This window comes from Streptomyces sp. NPDC050121 (genome assembly GCF_044460385.1).
Lineage (GTDB): Bacteria > Actinomycetota > Actinomycetes > Streptomycetales > Streptomycetaceae > Streptomyces > Streptomyces soliscabiei.
In genome coordinates, this window is record NZ_JBITJV010000002.1 from 142,949 (window position 1) to 159,279 (window position 16,331).

The 16,331-nt window shown below is 69.5% G+C and carries 14 protein-coding genes; 4 read left to right on the plus strand and 10 right to left on the minus strand.

Annotated features, from left to right (window positions below; translation table 11 throughout):
- Positions 1-5: 5 nt before the first annotated feature.
- The 4 genes from ACIBTS_RS03060 to ACIBTS_RS03075 form a co-directional block, all read right to left on the minus strand.
- Entirely contained in the window at positions 6-863 is an 858-nt protein-coding gene (locus ACIBTS_RS03060) for a class II aldolase/adducin family protein (RefSeq protein ID WP_319673079.1), read from the minus strand.
- A gap of 64 nt (positions 864-927) precedes the next feature.
- Complete coding sequence (locus ACIBTS_RS03065) at positions 928-2,463, minus strand: FAD/NAD(P)-binding protein (protein ID WP_399316115.1); 1,536 nt, start codon at positions 2,461-2,463, stop codon at positions 928-930.
- Positions 2,464-2,495: 32 nt separating this feature from the next.
- Positions 2,496-3,032: a flavin reductase family protein gene (locus ACIBTS_RS03070; protein ID WP_399316117.1), complete on the minus strand. Its 537-nt coding sequence runs from the start codon at positions 3,030-3,032 to the stop codon at positions 2,496-2,498.
- A 288-nt stretch (positions 3,033-3,320) separates the two neighbouring features.
- Positions 3,321-4,070, minus strand: coding sequence for a ScbR family autoregulator-binding transcription factor (locus ACIBTS_RS03075; RefSeq protein ID WP_399316120.1), 750 nt, complete (start codon positions 4,068-4,070; stop codon positions 3,321-3,323).
- A gap of 108 nt (positions 4,071-4,178) precedes the next feature.
- On the opposite strand from ACIBTS_RS03075, the gene ACIBTS_RS03080 reads away from it, so the two are divergent.
- Together ACIBTS_RS03080 and ACIBTS_RS03085 are read left to right on the plus strand one after the other, a co-directional pair.
- Entirely contained in the window at positions 4,179-5,114 is a 936-nt protein-coding gene (locus tag ACIBTS_RS03080; protein ID WP_399316122.1) for a ScbA/BarX family gamma-butyrolactone biosynthesis protein, read from the plus strand.
- Positions 5,111-6,103, plus strand: a complete 993-nt coding sequence (locus ACIBTS_RS03085; RefSeq protein ID WP_399316124.1) for an NAD-dependent epimerase/dehydratase family protein — start codon at positions 5,111-5,113, stop codon at positions 6,101-6,103. Before ACIBTS_RS03080 ends, ACIBTS_RS03085 begins: the two co-directional genes overlap by 4 nt.
- A 4-nt stretch (positions 6,104-6,107) precedes the next feature.
- On the opposite strand, the gene ACIBTS_RS03090 is transcribed toward ACIBTS_RS03085, so the two are convergent.
- The 3 genes from ACIBTS_RS03090 to ACIBTS_RS03100 all read right to left on the minus strand — a co-directional run bounded on the left by ACIBTS_RS03090 (position 6,108) and on the right by ACIBTS_RS03100 (position 10,333).
- A complete protein-coding gene (locus ACIBTS_RS03090; RefSeq protein WP_399316126.1) occupies positions 6,108-7,355 on the minus strand; it encodes a cytochrome P450 in 1,248 nt (415 codons plus the stop codon).
- Between the two features lie 177 nt (positions 7,356-7,532).
- Positions 7,533-9,011 (minus strand): MFS transporter, encoded by a 1,479-nt coding sequence (locus ACIBTS_RS03095; protein WP_399316128.1) that lies wholly within the window; start codon positions 9,009-9,011, stop codon positions 7,533-7,535.
- A 110-nt stretch (positions 9,012-9,121) separates the two neighbouring features.
- Positions 9,122-10,333 (minus strand): acyl-CoA dehydrogenase family protein, encoded by a 1,212-nt coding sequence (locus tag ACIBTS_RS03100; protein ID WP_399316131.1) that lies wholly within the window; start codon positions 10,331-10,333, stop codon positions 9,122-9,124.
- 250 nt (positions 10,334-10,583) lie between these two features.
- Here ACIBTS_RS03100 and ACIBTS_RS03105 point away from each other — a divergent pair, with 250 nt between their 5' ends.
- The gene (locus ACIBTS_RS03105) at positions 10,584-11,132 is read left to right on the plus strand and encodes a CGNR zinc finger domain-containing protein (protein WP_099935482.1); all 549 of its coding nucleotides are present in this window, start codon (positions 10,584-10,586) and stop codon (positions 11,130-11,132) included.
- Between the two features lie 397 nt (positions 11,133-11,529).
- Here the strand turns inward: ACIBTS_RS03105 and ACIBTS_RS03110 are convergent, their stop codons facing one another.
- From ACIBTS_RS03110 to ACIBTS_RS03120, 3 genes are read right to left on the minus strand one after another with little or no spacing between them, the layout of a single operon-like run.
- On the minus strand, positions 11,530-13,209 hold the full coding sequence (locus tag ACIBTS_RS03110) for an AMP-binding protein (RefSeq protein ID WP_399316133.1): 1,680 nt from the start codon (positions 13,207-13,209) through the stop codon (positions 11,530-11,532).
- A complete protein-coding gene (locus ACIBTS_RS03115) occupies positions 13,206-13,958 on the minus strand; it encodes a class I SAM-dependent methyltransferase (RefSeq protein ID WP_319673090.1) in 753 nt (250 codons plus the stop codon). The genes ACIBTS_RS03110 and ACIBTS_RS03115 overlap by 4 nt, the downstream gene beginning before the upstream one ends.
- A gap of 60 nt (positions 13,959-14,018) precedes the next feature.
- Positions 14,019-14,969, minus strand: a complete 951-nt coding sequence (locus tag ACIBTS_RS03120; protein ID WP_399316136.1) for a helix-turn-helix domain-containing protein — start codon at positions 14,967-14,969, stop codon at positions 14,019-14,021.
- A 433-nt stretch (positions 14,970-15,402) separates the two neighbouring features.
- On the opposite strand from ACIBTS_RS03120, the gene ACIBTS_RS03125 reads away from it, so the two are divergent.
- Positions 15,403-16,326, plus strand: coding sequence for a pyridoxamine 5'-phosphate oxidase family protein (locus ACIBTS_RS03125; protein ID WP_399316138.1), 924 nt, complete (start codon positions 15,403-15,405; stop codon positions 16,324-16,326).
- Positions 16,327-16,331: the final 5 nt, after the last annotated feature.

Genomic DNA, 16,331 nt, shown 5'->3' on the forward strand with positions numbered 1-16,331 from the left:
GACGTTCACTCGTCGAGCAGATCGGGCTGCTCGGCGACGATCTCGTCCCAGAGCAGCTGGAAGCTGAACCAGCCGAGCTGGGCGTCGCCGAATCCGTCGCCCGCCGCCGTGGCCTGTTCATGGGTGAATGTCTTCGGGGTGCCGGCCGCGAGGGCGAGCAACTGGACCTGGGCGCAGCTGTCGTAGGTGAAGAACCAGTGCACGGCCTCGTCCAGCGAGCCGCCCACGGTGATCAGGCCGTGGTGGCGCAGCAGAATGGCCCGGTTGTCCCCGAGCTGCTCCGCGATGTCGCGGCCCTGCTCCAGGGAGACGGAGGGTCCTTCGTAGGCTTCGTAGAGGGTCTGCCGCCCGTAGAAGGCGGCCGATTCCTGGTCGATGGGCTCCAGCAGTCGGCCGAGCGCTCCGAGCGCGCGGGAGTGCGCCGTGTGGCCGTGAGCGGCCGCGGTCGCCCCGGGGTGGAGTTCGTGGATCTGGGAGTGGATGACGAAGGCGCTCGGGTTGACGCGGTGCTTTCCGTGGACGACACGGCCTTCGGCGTCCACGCAGATCAGATCGGCGACGCGGACCTGCTTGAAGGAGACGCCGAAGGGATTGACCCAGAACTGGTCGGGATACTCCGGGTCCCGGACGGAGATGTGACCCGAAATCCCTTCTCCGAAGCCGTACTTGCCGAACAGCCGGAGGGCCGCGGCCAGGCGCTGCTTCCGGTGCCGCCTGGTCTCCTCCGGGGTGTCGAAGACCGGCTCACCGGGAATCGGCAGACCGGTCGCGGTGTCCGCGAGGTATGCGGCACGGGTCCCGGTGGTCGTGTCGGTCGTCTCGGTCGTGGTGGTCGTCTCGGTCGGGCTGGTCATCGTGGTCATGGTGACTCCCTCTCTCTGGGCCGGCGTTGACCGGGAACGGGGGGGATCGTCGGTAGGGGATGCGCTAGGCGGGCAGCAGGACGTCCGCCGGCCGGGCAGCGTTCGCGGCGCCCGCGTGCCGCAGGATGGCGGCGACGATGTCCTCACCGCGGTCCACCAGCGACGGGACTCCGAACGTGAAGAAGAGCGCGCCGGAGCCGATGTTGCCGAGTCCGTACAGGCGCGGGTCCTGGGTGCCGTCCGCGATGAGGCGGCTGGTCGCCCGGGCCAGGTTCAACCCGCCGTGGGGGTGGCGGACGGCCGCCTGACTGCGCGTCAGGGTGGTCACCAGCGGCAGCGCGCCGGTGGGGATCCGGCCCTCGGAAGCGTTGACCGCGTTGATCACCTTGTCCGCCGCCAGGGCCGTCCCGTCCGTGGTGATCGTCTCGAAGCCGCCGCCGGGGCGGGCGGCGACCTTCTGCAGGCCGCAACGGACGTCCAGTTGGCCGGCGTCGACGAGTTGCAGCATCAGGGACGCGCTGCTCGGCGGCATGGGGCAGCACAGGCTCATGACGGTCCGGTAGTGGGAGTCAAGGAGTTCGGCCCTGTCCTGTTCCCTGAGCAGCGGCCACACGTCGGGGCCGATGTCGGGTACCGCGCGCTGCAGGATGCGCAGGCCCAGGTCCGGGGAGCCCACCGCGGCGAACTGACGTCGCAGGCGGTCCACCGGCGCTTCCCGGTCGGCGTTCATGATCTCGGCGTACACCGCGTCGAGATCCGCGCCGGCGTCGCGCAGTTCGGCTTTCACGAGGTCCGCGAACTCCGCGAGGGACAGCTCACTCCGTCGCCCGGCGAGGGACCGCATCCGCTCCTTCGTGAGATGGCGCGGCTCGAAGGCGGCCGGGCGCTGCCGGACCCCGGGCAGCAGTCCTCGCCGGGACAACAGGCTGATCCGGCCCTGATGGCCCTGAGCGGCGAGGGCGAGGACGATGTCGACGGCCGTGAGGCCGCTGCCGATGACGGCCACGTCCTCCCGCGGGCCGATGTCCCGCAGGCGGTGCGACACCGGGTACGGGTCCGCGATGAACCCCGGTGCACCGGTGAGTCCATAGGCGTCCTTGGGGCTGTCACCGCCCACGCACAGTACGACGTAGTCGAAGGCGCCGGCGTGGCCGTTGCTCGTGCTCAGCAGCACCTGGTCGGCGGTGCGCCGGGCCCCGGTGACCGCGGCGCCGACGAGATCGACCCGCCAGCCCTGTCGGCGCAGCTCTCCCAGGGCCGTGTAGGCGGACTGCTCCAGATATTCGCCGTAGACGGTCCGCGGTGCGAAGCGTGCCCCGGAATAGGGGTCGACGCTGTCGAAGTCCTCGACAATTCGCTCGCGAATCTCCAGCCAGCGTTCGAAGTGACCGAGGTCGCCCACGCGTACGGACATGTCGTCGGGCGGCGCATTCACTTTTATGGTCTCGACGTCGACCTGATAGGCGCGGCCTCGCCACAAATTCGGCGACGGCTCGAACACCGTGATGCTGCCCGGTCCGCCCTGTGCCTGGGCCAGTGCGTCGATGAGGCAGACCGCAGACGCACCACCTCCGACCACACCGATCGATATTCCAGACATATGCTCTCTCATCCGCAGCTCTTCCGGTCCGCTCATATCGCGTTCCGGTCCATACGGTGAAATTCCCCGTGCAGGAATATGAGTGAGGACCGGGAGTCATTCACGCCGGCTCCGACGACCTCTCCGACGATCAGCAGGTGGTCGCCGGCCACCAGGTGGTCCCGGTACCGGCACTCCATCCAGGCCGCGGAGTCGAGGAGCAGGGCACCGGTCTGCCGACCCGGCTCGGCGGGCAGGCTGCCGAGGGCCTTCATCCGGTCCTCCGCGGGGCGGGCGAAGATCCGGGCCAGGTCTTCGGCGCCGCCGTCGAGGATGGAGAGCGCCCAGACCCGGGATTCCATCAGGTCGTCCAAAAACGTGGAATCACGGCGAATGCTCAGCGAAACCAGGGGCGGGGTCAATGACACGGAGGTCAGCGAGTTGACCGTCAGAGCATTGTGCCGTCGAGTCGATTCCGCGTCGGAGAAAGTACTCACCACGCACACACCGGAGGCGAAATTGCGCATGACGGAACGCAGATCGTCCGTCACGGCAACCGGCGGATGATTCGCTGCTGACAGGTCACCCATGACTGGTCCTCTCCGGGGAATTTCAGATACGCACCGGTTCGATGCCGGAGACGTTACCGAGAGGCCGGGTCACGGTTTTGCGGGGGCGCGCACAGGAATTAGCCCGTACACGCCTGCCCCGACGGGCCGTCGCCGATACGCAAAAGAGCCGGCGGAGGTCCGCCGGCTGTCACCTCGAGCAGGCTCGCGGCTGCCGCACGGCGGGCAGCGGGGAGCGCCTCGGGAGGAAAATACCGCCTTGCACGTTCTGACCGGCGCTGGGGCTCGCGCCCCGGCGGGTCGGTCCCTCTACTCGGTGCCGGTACCGGTGCCGGTGTCTGAACCGGAGTCGGAGTCGGAGTCGGAGTCGGAGCTGCCGTCACCGTCACCGTCGGCGGCCTCTGCGGCGGCCGCGGCCAGGGCCTCCACCTCGGCCAGTACCCGGGCGCCGCGATCGGCGCTCAGGTCCAGTCGCGCGAGCACGGCGGGGACGGCGACGGTCGGCAGCAGCTGCATCAGGAGCACGGACAGCCGCTGCGCCATGTCCCTGCGGTCGGAGAGCACATGGGACAGCAGCTGGATCCCGGAGAAGGAGGCGACGAGCAGTTCGGCGGTCTCGTTCAGGTCGACGCTCCGGTACAGCTCTCCCTGCTCGCTCGCCTCGGTCAGACCTGCCAGATTGTGCTCGATCCAGGCCAGGAACGGTCGCCGGCGGTCCAGTTGATGCGCTCCCCGTTCCAACGACAGGCTGACACTGCCCTGGAGCATCCGGTCGTGCATGAGGCGGTGCGCGAAGACGAACCCGGCGTCCACCAACTCCTGAAGCTTCAGCGGACGCCGGACGATGGGATAGGTCCCCCGGTCCACCTGGACCTCGAGGATCGCCTCGGCCAGATCCTCCTTCGAGGAGAAGTGGAAGTAGAACGCCCCCTTGGTGAGCCCGGCCCGTGAGTAGACGTCGGAGATGGTCGCGCCGTCGTATCCCCGCTCGGCGAAGACCGCCCCCGCCGCCTCGAGGATCAGCTCCCGAGTCCTGATCGCACGTTCCTGCTGGGCCACGAGCACCATCCTCTACTGACTCAAACTTGATTGAAACCATACCGCTAAGGACGTATCTTTCCCCGAGGGGGGACAGGCCTCTCCATGCTCGTGTCATGAGGGGGAGCCATGAGCTGGACACCTGTGGCCTGCGGTCGGCAGGTCGTCGACGCGGTGGGCGGAGTCGGCACGTTGCCCAAGGAGCTGGTGCACAGACCCCGCGTCGAGGACGTTCTGCTGACCGACTGGCAGCGCCTGGACGGCGAGCGCTTCTCGGTGACGGCGAACTGGCCGCACGCCCACGAGTTCTTCGTCCCCTTACAGGGCAAGCACGCCCCGGTGCTGATCGTCGAGACGCTGCGGCAGGCCGCGATCCTCCTGTGCCACACGGAGTTCGCCGTCCCGCTGGACCACCACTTCCTCATGAGAGACCTCCATTACCGGTCCCACCCCGACCACCTCGACGTGACGGACACGGCGAGCGAGTTGCGGTTGGACGTCGTCTGCTGCGACATACGGCGTCGTGGCCGGCGGCTGACGGCCACCGACTGCCGGATGACCGTCCGGCACGGCGCCCGCACGGTGGCCACGGGCGGCGGCCGGCTCAGCATCTCCACCCCGCAGGCCTACCGGCGGCTCCGGGGTGCGTTCTCCCCGGCCGAGGCGGCGGCGCCGGTGATACCCGTCGCGCCGGCTCTGGTCGGCCGGACGGAGCCCGTGCACGTCGCGCTGGCGCCCACCCGCGAACCGGGGCGCTGGCAACTGCGGGGCGACACCGGGAACGTCACGCTGTTCGGCCGGGCGGCCGACCACTATCCCGGCATGCTCCTGGTGGAGGCCGCGCACCAGGCCGCCACGGCTCTCCTTACGCCGGAGCCCTTCTATCCCGCGTCGTTCACCATCGACTTCCACCGTTACGCGGAATTCGCCACCCCCTGCTGGATCGAGGCGCACACCGTCCCCACCATGGTTCCCGGCGGCCGGTCGGTCCGGGTCACCGGACGTCAGGACGGCCACCCCGTCTTCACCGCCTCGCTGACCGACGCGGGAACGCAGTCGGCATGACCCGGTCGACCGTACTGATCACCGGAGGAGCGGGATTCATCGGCGCTCACGTGGTCCGCCGGCTCCTCACCGCCGAGGGCGCCGCGCCCGGCGCCCTCGTGCGGCTGCTGGTCCATGACCGGGAGGTCACGGTGCCGGCCGGCGCGGCGGCGGCGCAGACCGTCCACGGCGACCTCTGCGACGCGAGCTCGCTGCGAGGCGTCTGCGACGGAGTGGACACGCTCGTCCATCTCGCCGCACAGGTCGGCGCAGACATGGAACGCTGCCGTGCCGTCAACGTCGAAGGCACGCGGGCGCTGCTCTTTGAAGCGGCCCGGGCCGGCGTCCGGCGGATCATCCACCTCAGCACGGCCGCGGTCTACGGCGACGGGCCCCACCGGGGCGAGACGGAGTCGCTGCTGCGGCCCGCCCCGGTGTCCCCCACCAGCATCACGCGGCTCGCCGCGGAGGAGAGCGTGCTCGCTGCCGGCGGCCTCGTCCTGCGGCCGCACATGGTCTACGGCGAGGGCGACACCTGGGTGGTGCCGTCGCTCGTGGCGATGCTGCACCGCGTCCCGCACTGGGTGGACGAGGGCCGCGCCCGGGTCTCGATGATCGCCGTCGACGATCTGGCCGACGCCGTCGCCCGCCTGGCCCGGCTGAGCGCCCTGCCGGCCGGCCGGGTCCTGCACGCGAACCACCCCGACCCGGTGCGGGTCCGGGACGTGGTCGGCACGGTGGCCGCAGCGTTGCGCCTGCCGCTCCCGCAGGGGAACGTCTCCCACGGCGGGGCGCTCGACCTGCTCGGCGCCCGGAACGACCCCGCCAGGGCGCGGCGGCTGTCGCTGCTCGCGGTCGACCACTGGTACGAGAGCTCGGCCCTGTGGAAGCTGGTCGACGCCGACCCGGGTCCGGGTTTCCCGGAGCGCTTCGCGTCGTACGCCGCCTGGTATCGGGCCGCCATGGCCGCCCGGTCCGGGCCTCAGCCGGCCGCGCGGCCGGCCGGCTGAGGCGTCAGACGGCAGCGGTCTCGCGGTCCAGGAGGACCAGCAGTTCCCGGTGGCCGTTGGAGATGAATGACTCCTGCGCCTCGGCCGGCGTGCCGGGTCGGGCGAGAACCAGCGCCGGAAAACGCTCGAACAGCGAGCGCAGGGCGATCGACACCTCCAGCCGGGCCAGCGGCGCGCCCAGGCAGTAGTGGACGCCGTGACCGAAGGAGACGTGGTCGCGGCGGCCGGGCCTGGTGATGTCGAAGCGGTCCGCGGTGTCGCCGTGCCGTGCGGGGTCCCGGCCCGCCCCGGCATAGGAGATCATGATCGCGTCGCCCTTGGGGATCACCACGTCGCCGAGGTCCAGGTCCTCGACGGCGTAGCGCAGGATCGAGTGGGCGCCGGGGGCTTCGTAGCGCAGCGTCTCCTCGATGACGTCGTCCCAGCCGGCGTCCCCCTGCTGTACGAGGCGGAGCTGTTCGGGGTGGCGCAGCAGGGCGTGGACGGCGTGGTCGAGCAGATTGACGGTGGTCTCGTATCCGGCCGTGAACAGCAGGATGAGGTTGTCCGCCAGTTCCTTCTCCGTGAGACTCGCGCCGTCCTCGTCCCGCACGGCGATCAGGTCGCAGGTGAGGTCGTCCCCCGGGTTCTCGCGCTTATACGCGAGGACGTCCGACAGCGTGGCGTACAGGGCATGGCCGTTGGCCTGCGCCTCCTGTGCGGACGCAGACGTACGGAAGAAGCCTTTGATGATCCCGTGCAGTTCGGAGCGGTATGCGTCAGGAATGCCGAAGAGCTCGCACATCACCTGGTTGGGCAGCGGATGCGCGAACTTCTCGCGCAGGTCCAGCGGTCGGCCCGGCGGCTCGGCGGCCAGGGCGTCGAGGAGTTCGTCGGTGATCTGCTGGATACGCGGGCGCAGTGCGGCGACCCGGCGTTGTGTGAAGGCCGTGGCCACCGGCTTGCGCAGACGGGTGTGGTCGGCGCCGTAGGCCGTCACCATGTTCTGGACGGACACCCAGATGGCCAGGGGCCAGTCCTGGCGTATCTCGCCGTTGATCCAGGAAGGCCAGTGCTGGTAGGCGTCCTTGGAGACGCGCGGATCCAGGAGAAGACTGCGGACCAGGTCGTAGTCCGTGACCGACCAGGCCACCACCCCGCCCGGGAGTTCCACCTGCACCGCGCGTCCCAGGCTGCGTATCCGGGCGATCTCACCATGGATGTCGCGCCCGCCGGCGTCCATTACGAAGGGGCACAGCCCACTACGGTCCATCGGTCATCTCCAGGTCTCACCGGGGCGGTCCCATCCGCCCGGGAAAGTGAACTCTGCCGGATTCGATCACTGCCTGCTGAGGGTTTTCGGTTCCGCGAGGAAGGCCGGAATTCCACCCCGTTCTTCGCGAAGGGGTGGGGCGGAACTCCGGCCCGTCCGACGGCGGGCGGCGTGCGCCTACTGGATCGCCGCCGCGCTTTCCGGCCGGCGTCGCGCCGAGGCACGCAGCGCCGCGCCGAGCGTGAGGAGCGTGGTGAGGACGGAGATGGCGGTGACGACGTAGAGGCCGGAGTGGTAGCCGTCCAGTGTCGCGGTCGTGTCCTTCGCGCCTTCCTCGACCGACATCGTGGCGGTCACGATGGCGAGGACGATCGCCGCGCCCACCTGGTAGCCCGTCTGCAGCACACCGGCCGCCAGCCCCTGCTCGGAGTCGTCGACGCCCGTGGTCGCCTGGACGTTCGCGGCGGGGAAGGAGAAGGGGAACGCCACGCCGATGAGCAGGATGCTCGGCAGGATCACCCACAGGTACGAGGACGTCTCGTCGATCCGCAGGAAGAGCAGGTACGAAGCGGTGTAGGCGACGAAGCCCGCAAAGATCATCCACTGGACGCCGAACCGCGAGATCAGCTTCCCGGCCCGGGGGGCGATGGTCATGATGAGCAGACCGATGGGCAGGAAGGCCAGGGCCATCTGCATCGGCGACCAGTCGCGCAGGGTCTGCAGGTAGAGGCCGCCGATGAACTGGAAACTCATGTAGGTGCCGAGGATCGCCGCGGCGACCAGGCTGGCCCCCACCAGGGCACGGTTGCGCAGCAGGCCCAGACGCAGCAGGGGCTGGGCGGCCCGGCGTTCGACGGCCACGAAGACGGCGAGGAGGACCACCGAGGCGGCGAACGTTCCCAGCGTGCGCGGGGAGGCCCAGCCCGCGTCGGGCGCCTCGACGATGCTGTAGACGAGGAGCAGCATCGCCGCGGTGACGGTGACGGCGCCGGTGACGTCGAACGTGCTCCCGCTCCGCTCGGTGCGGGGGTCGCGCGGCACCAGTGCGAGCGCGCCGCCGAACGCGATGAGCGCCACGACCACCGGGAGCAGGAAGGTCCAGCGCCAGCTGATCTCGGTGAGCGCGCCGCCGACGATGACGCCGGTGGAGTAGCCGACCGCACCGCAGGCGGTGTAGATGCCGACCGCGCGGTTGCGCTGCGGGCCTTCGGCGAAGTTGGTGATGATGATGGACAGGCTGGCCGGGGCGGTGAACGCGGCCCCGATGCCCATGATGAACCGGGCGACGATCACGACGAGACCGTCATTGGTCACCCCGCCGACGAGCGATCCGACGGCGAAGACGGCGACGCCCATCAGGAACATGCGGCGCCGGCCCAGCATGTCCGCCATGCGTCCGCCGAGCAGCAGGAAACCGCCGAATCCCAGGACGTAGGAACTCACGACCCACTGCACGGACTGGGTGCTCATGCCGAGGTCGGACTGGATTGGCGGAACCGCTATGCCGACCATGATGTTGTCGAGGGCGTCCAGGAAGAATGCCGCACAGACGCTGACGAGCAGGCCCCACTCGCGGAATCCCCAGGGCCTGGTTCCGTCCGGTTTCCCTCCGCCTGTACCTACTGCGTCGACTTCTACTTCGCTGGAAGTTGCCATGAACTGTCCTCATCTAGTCAATTGCCGGTCATTTTGCGTCCGATGCCGGCGGTGCGGCCGGTGAGCGGGACGTTCGCCCCGCTGCACCGACCGCCGTCACCGTGTCCGGGTTATCCCTTGAGCCCGAGAGGGAAGGGCGCCTGCGGGGTGCCGCCGAGGAGATGGGCTCCTGCCGACTGCACGATCTGCTCCTGGGCGAGAATGTGCTGGCACATGGTGTGGAGGTCGCGCAGCCAGCGGTCCAGTGGAGAGCTCTGGTAGATGGAGGCCGTTCCGACGAGGTCGGAGAGCCGCGAGACGATCGAGCGGGCCGTGCGGAACGCGTTGACGCGGGCCAGCGCCGAGGAGACCTGCTGGTCGCGCGTCGGCTGCACACCCTCCTCCAGCCGGCTCCACAGCTCGTTCAGCGTGCCGTAGACCGCGTAGCGGGCCGCGGAGAGTTCCATCTCGGCCTGGCCGATGGCCGTCTGCACGCGGTAGCTGTCCGACCAGGGGGTGCCCGTGGCCCGTTCGACGCGGTCGGCCGCCAGCTCGCGTACATGGTCCAGTGCCGCGCGGGCGACGCCCAGCGGCACCCCGGGCACATTGCCCAGGAAGGCGTCGGGGGCGGACAGCGGCCCGGATCCGCGCGGATTCGTGAAGTCGAACGAGCGCTCTTCGGGGACGAACAGGTCGGTGGCCCGGTAGTCCATGCTGCCGCTGCCGGCCAGACCGTGGGTGTGCCAGGTGTCCACCGTCTCGAATTCCTCGCGACGGGCCAGCATCAACCGCCAGTTCACCGGCGCACCGTCCGGACCCGGCTCCGGCTCGCCGTCGGAGTGGACGACACAGCCGCCGACGACCCAGTCGGCGTGGGTGACACCGCTGCCGAACGGCCAGCGGCCGTTGACCCGGTAGCCACCGGGAACCCGGTCGGCACGACCGACCGGGAAGATCAGACCGGCGGTGATCGCGTCCGGGTTGGCGAGCATCTCCTTGAGCACCAGGTCGTCCAGGTAGCCCGCGTAGATCCAGGTGTCCATGCCGATCATGGCGCACCAGCCGGCGGCGGAGTCACCGTAGGAGAGCGCCTCGATCACTTCGCTCTGCTGCGCGAAGGTGAGTTCCGGGCCGCCCCATTCCTTCGGCATTCCGATGCGGAAGACGCCCGTGTCGCGCACCAGCCGGACGACGTCCTCCGGAAGGCGCCGGGTGCGTGCAATTTCCTCGGAGCGCTCGCGCAGCAGCGGGGCCGCGGCCCGCGCCCGCGCCAGGATCTCCTGTGCGGAGACAGGGGCCTGTTCGCCGCCCATGGCCGGACTCGGAGTCTCGGTAACAGTCATGGAAACCCTCCTGTGCCTGCGTGCTCGTCTGACGTCGGGGCGCGTCGAGGGGCCGTCGGCCGATCTCGCGCCGTCCTCACGCTAGGGACGGTGGCCTCTCGCTTCTCGTGTGAACGCGCACGCGATTTGGTACGTCCGCACACGCCGATCCGGCTAACCAACGAAACGGACTTTACAGGTTAGGAATCTCACCTTGCAACCAGTCACGTATGCTTGAGGGGTTAGAACGGTTCGGATGGAGGATGGTGCGATGACCGAGACCGACCCGCGTCCGTTCGTCGGCGAGCCCCTGGCTCTCGACCTGCTGAACACCCGCTGGAAGGAGCACGGTCACGACGAAGACCTGCTCGACTCGCCCAGCGGCCTGCACGTCTGGCTGGCCGGCCATGGCCTGGCCGACCGCTTCCCCGCTGACACCGCGTCACTGAGGGCGGTTCTCCTCGCCCGCGAGGCGCTGTCGGCCGCCGTCACCGCGCCGGGCTCCGCGGACGCTGCCCGGCAGGTCGACGACGTCCTGGCGCACGGCCGTATCAGGCCCACCCTGACCGCCGAAGGGCCCGGCGAGGCGACCGAGTTCGAGGATCCGGCCTGGGGCGCGGCGTGGACCGCGGCCCGCGACTACCTGCGTCTGCTCACCACGGCTGCGGACCGGATCCGCCTGTGCGATCAGCCGGACTGCATCCGGTACTTCTTCGACACCTCCCGCAACGGCGGCCGCCGCTGGTGCTCCATGGCGCTGTGCGGCAACCGCGCCAAGGCGGCCCGGCATTACGCGCGGACCCGCCACACCGGAGTCTGAACGGACGGACGGCACCTGTACGACGTGTACGAGGGGCGCCGGCGCACGACCGCCGACAGCGCACGGCAGACACGGCACGGCAGGGCAGGGGCAGGGGCAGGGGCAGGGGCAGGCTCACAGCGAGGGGTTGGCACTGCTCGTCGACGAGCGTGCTTGAGGTTGTTTTAGCTCGATCGTGTGATGGTCGGCTTCCGGCGTTTCCCCTGGAGACGCACTGCGCGGAGACGGCCGAGCTGGTCAGGGAGTTCCTGGGCCGCAAGCTCCCGGCGACCGTCCCCGCCGTGGCCCAACCCGGTCGGTGGGGCGGGCGCTGAACCGGCCCCGGAAACAGGCCGGTGGCGCCAGGGGGACCTCCCCTGGCGCCACCGCCTGCATGTCGCCCCTTTTCAGGGACCGGTCAGGAGCGCTGTGCCAGGGCGTCGGCCCGGTCCGCACCCCTTGAGGCCTCGAACCGCTCCCGCAGCTGGGCCCTGCGCAGCTTGCCGATGCCGGTCTTGGGGACGTCCTCCTTGGTGACCGCCACGACATGTGCCAGGTCGACGTCGAACGCGTCCGCCACCCGGCCGCGGACCAGACGTTCCGCCTCGCAGACGTCCACGCCGTCGCGCGGGTGGAAGAAGACCGCGAGTTCTTCGCGCTCCGCGTCCTGCCCGCTCACCAGGCAGGCCACGGTGTACGACGGCACGACGACGTCGAGCTCCTCCACCCGGGCTTCGATCTCGTGGCCGTGGTACGTGACGTCGTCGAGCTGGATGACGTCGTCCGCCCGGCCGGTCACCGTGAGGATTCCGTTCTGGATGTAGGCGAGATCACCGGACTTGAACCAGCCGTCGGCGGTGAACGACTGCCGGTTCTGCTCGGCGTTGCGGTAGTAACCCGCGGTCACGGAGGCGCCGGTGACCTGGAGTCTGCCGGTGACGCCGACGGGGACGAGCTCGTTGCGCTCGTCGACCACCCGCAGACGGGTGCCCGGTTGCGGCCGCCCCACGGGCACATAGCGCTCGTCCCCCGCGTTGGCGACGGAGAACTCGCAGTCGGCCACTCCGGCGGAGGTCTCCGACATGCCCCAGCCCGGGTACATGGCGTCCGACGGAAGCCCGAAGGGGGCGAGCAGTTCCAGGAACCGGCGGACCACTGCGCTGCGGACGGCTTCGCCGCCGTTCATGATGTAGCGCAGGCAACCCAGGTCCCAGGACTGCTTCTTGAGCCGGTCCGCCTGGTCGTTGATGAGCCCGAAGGCGAAGTTGGGCGCCCAGGTGGTGTCCGAACGGTGCCGGTCCATCGCGGCGATCCAGCGCAGCGGATCGTCGAGCACCCACGCGAAGCGGGCGTGCACCTGGTGGCAGCCCAGGTAGACGTCACGGGCGTGGAACATGACCAGACCGCCCACATGGTCCAGGGGCATCCAGTTGAAGGTGCGGGTCCGGCTGCTCAGCCCGTTCACCCGGACGGTGCCCGCCGTCCGGCTCAGCACGTTGCGATGGCTGAGCACCACCGCCTTGGGCACACCGGTGCTGCCCGAGGTGAGCAGCCGCACGGCCGGGTCGTCCGGATCGGCCTGATGCCACGTCACATCCGGTGTGTGCGAGAGCAGTTCGGGCGTGGTTCCCAGCCATGCGCCGCCCCAGCCGGGATCGGCGGTGACCTCGGGTGACAGCTCCTGACCGGCGCCGGTGATCACCCTCGGCCTGCCGTAGCCGTGCCAGACCCGCCGCAGCAGCTCGGGAGCGGCCGCGCGCTGGTCGGCGGTGGCGCCGGCGTTGACGGGCATGGGGACGAACCCGCCCAGGACACACGCCCAGAAGGCGGCCAGCAGTTCCGGGTCGTCACCCACCTGGAGAATGATCGTTTCGCCGGGGAGGACGCCCGCGGCGCGGATGCCGGCGAGCATGCGTGCGGCCCGGTCCAGCAGATGCCGGTACGTGCTTGCGGTTTCGCTGCCGTCCGGCCGGATGAACCGGATGCGTTCCTCGGCGCCTCCGTCGTGCGCCGCGCGGACGAGCGCCTCACCGAGGTGGGCCACGTTCGGCTCGACGGCGGGGCCGCCGTCGAGGAACGAGATGTCGGGGGTCGTCATTTGGAGCTCTCCCCCGCCGCGGTCGCCACGATCACCAGCGGGCCGCGTCCATGGCCGGGCGCCTGCTCCTTCCGGAAACCGCCGTACTCGGCGGTTATCGTCAGTCCGACGTCGGCCAACAGCTCTCGCACCTCCGGCCCGGTGAGGACGGCCTGGTCGAAGAAGTTGTCGTACATGGCCACCCGGCCGTCCGGTTCACGGACGAGAAGCGTCTCCTCGTTCCGCCAGCTCGCCGCGTGCGGGTTGATCGACTGGCGGGCGAGCCGGGTGATGAGCACCCCGTCACCGCGGTGGTGGGCCACCGTGTGCTGCTGGTAGCTCTCCACGAAGTTCAGCAGGTGACCGAATTCCAGGACGACATGGCCGCCGGGCCGCAGCAGGTCCCGCAGTTTCCGAAGAACCGGCCGCAGCTCGGCTCGCGGCAGGTAGTTCAGCGTCATGAAGAGGCTGTAGACGAGATCGAACCGGTCCTCGCAGGCGAAGGCCTCGGCCCTGTCGTGCACGTACTCGACGCCCTCGCCGCCGGCGTTGCGCGCATACTCGATGAAACGTGCACTCTGGTCCACTCCCAGGCACGAGAAGCCTCGTGCACCGAGCTCGCGAAGGTTGGTGCCCGTTCCGCAGCCGAGATCGAGCACGCGGGCGCCAGCCGGTGCGAGGGAGGCGAGGAACTCCGTTTCGGCGGCGAGGTCCCGAAAGCCCCTGCGCATGATCTCGTAGTACTCTCCGGGAAACTCAAAACTGGTCAACGCATTACCTTTCCATGACTGTTGTCAACGGTCCGGACCATGGAACACGCGCACCGTGCGTCAATTGCTGAGAGCCGCCTCGCGCATTTTCCTGAATTCCCGGGGCGTGACGCCGTACCGGTCCCGGAAGAGGCGGCTGAAGTGGGAAGCCCCGTAAAACCCGGAGCGTTCGCCGATCACCGCGATGGAGAGGTGATCGAACCTGGGATCGGCCAGCTCGGACCGGCACCGAGCGAGCCTTTCGTCCCGGATCCAGCGCGCGGGACTGGTTTTGTGCTCGTGGAATATCTTCTGCAGATAGCGGAGCGAGACGTTGTGCCGCTGGGCCACCGTCGACGGGCTGAGCTCGGGGTCGGCCAGCCGCTCGCGGATGAACGCCTGGATGCTCAGCATCAGGGTCGGTCTGGCCACGCTGGTCTCCTCGGCCATCGAGCGCAACTGCTCGGCGAACAGTGCGGCGGCCAGGCCCGCCACGCTGCCGCCCAGGAGTTCGATCCCCGTGTCGACCTGCTCGCCGTGCTGTTCAAGGCCGACGAGCAGGTCGGACATCAGCGCCCCAAGGCCGTGCGATCCGTGCCATGCCCTCGCCGTGAGCGTCCCGGTGTCCTTGGCGGTGAGCCCCATCAGACGATGCGGAAGCACCAGGATCACCATACGGAACCGCTCCGGCATGATGATCTTGTAAGGCCGTGAACTGTCGTAGCAGACGAGCTGCGCCCCACGGGCCGACGCATGTCGTCCGTCCTGGAACACCAGCACCTCGCCGGCCAGCGGGCGACATACGCTCAAATACCCGTCCAGACCCGGTTCAAGCAGTCTGCTGGGTCGGATCATTTCCCGCGGGCCGCCCTCCACGAAATGCGCCCGCACTTCACCGAACCGTTTCGTCGCCCTGGTCCCTCGAGGCTCTTCGTCATGTCCGCGAACAATTTGTACGCAGCCATGGGACTGCATGTCCGCATCGAGATGGACAACGGTCCGAGCCGAACTCCGAACACCGACATGTGCCATCGACTAACCCCCGTCTGTCGAGCAGGAATCAGGGGGGTGCTTCGTCGCCTCACCACAGCCGCGCCGTTGCGGCCGCCGCACCCCGATGGGCTGGTGTCACCCCTGCATCCGTCCCGCCGCGAGCCATTGGAACATACCCTGTTGCTGGTTTTCTACAGCGCCCAGTAGTTTCTCGATCAACCACATGGCCCTCTGTGACCCCACGAGTACAGTCCGCACCCGGCCCCGTCTGCGCCGATGCGGCACACCGCGGCCGCACCGAGCCGCCGGGTCGCTCGACGAACTGGACGCGTCCCCTCCATGCGCGGTGCGCGATTCGACAACCAGAGGCCTCGCGCCCTCACTAGCGTCTCGATCACCGGCCGGGACCGAGGGCAGCGGGCAGCGGGCGGGGTCGAGGTCGGGGAGAACCGCGGAACACAAGGAGGCCAGCGTGACCAAGCCGCTCCAGCACCAGGGTGAACAGGCCGTACAGAGGAGGGCGGGCGAGGGCCACTCGGGGTGGGGCTCACCCATGTTCGACGATGTGATCCAGCCCCCGTTCGCCCACTTCCTGAGGCAGCAACGGCTGCTCCTGCTCGGCGCGGCCGACGCCGAGGGCGCCGTGTGGGCCTCCGCCGTCACAGGAGGCATCGGCTTCGCCGACACCGTCGACCGACACCACCTCAGGGTCGCCGCCGTGCCGGTGACCGGCGACCCCCTCGAGCACGCCTTCGACACCGAGCGCGCCGTCGGGATGCTCGCGATCGAACCGCGCACCGTGCGCCGCATCAGGCTGAACGGCGTGGCGCAACGGCGAGAGGGTGCTCTCCACGTCCGCGCCGAGCAGGTCCTCGGCAACTGCCCCAAGTACATTCAGCAGCGGGTCCCTCTGGAGGACGCCGCGGACCCCGGACAGCCCATGGCCGAGGTCCGCGCGGATCTCACCGAGCGTCAGCGGCGGTGGATCTCACAGGCGGACACCTTCTTCATCGCCAGCCACTCCCCCGATCACGGGGCCGACGCCTCGCATCGCGGTGGCGAGCCGGGCTTCGTGACCGTCCACGGTGCCCGCCGGCTCTCCTGGCCGGACTACGTCGGGAACTCCTTCTACATGACGTTGGGGAACCTTCATCTCAACCCGTCCTGCGGGCTGCTCTTCCTGGACTGGGAGCAGGGCCACACGCTCCAGCTGACCGGCCGGGCCCGGCTCGACTGGGATCCGCAGCGCAGCGCTGCGCTGCCCGGCGCGTTGAAGCTCGTCGAGTTCGACATCGAGCGCGTGGTCGAGATCCGCCGGGCGACGGCCCTGCGCTGGGCCCTGGCCGCACCGTCCCCGTTCAATCCTCCGCTCCCCACCCCGCGGGACGGCCGGTGAGGAGC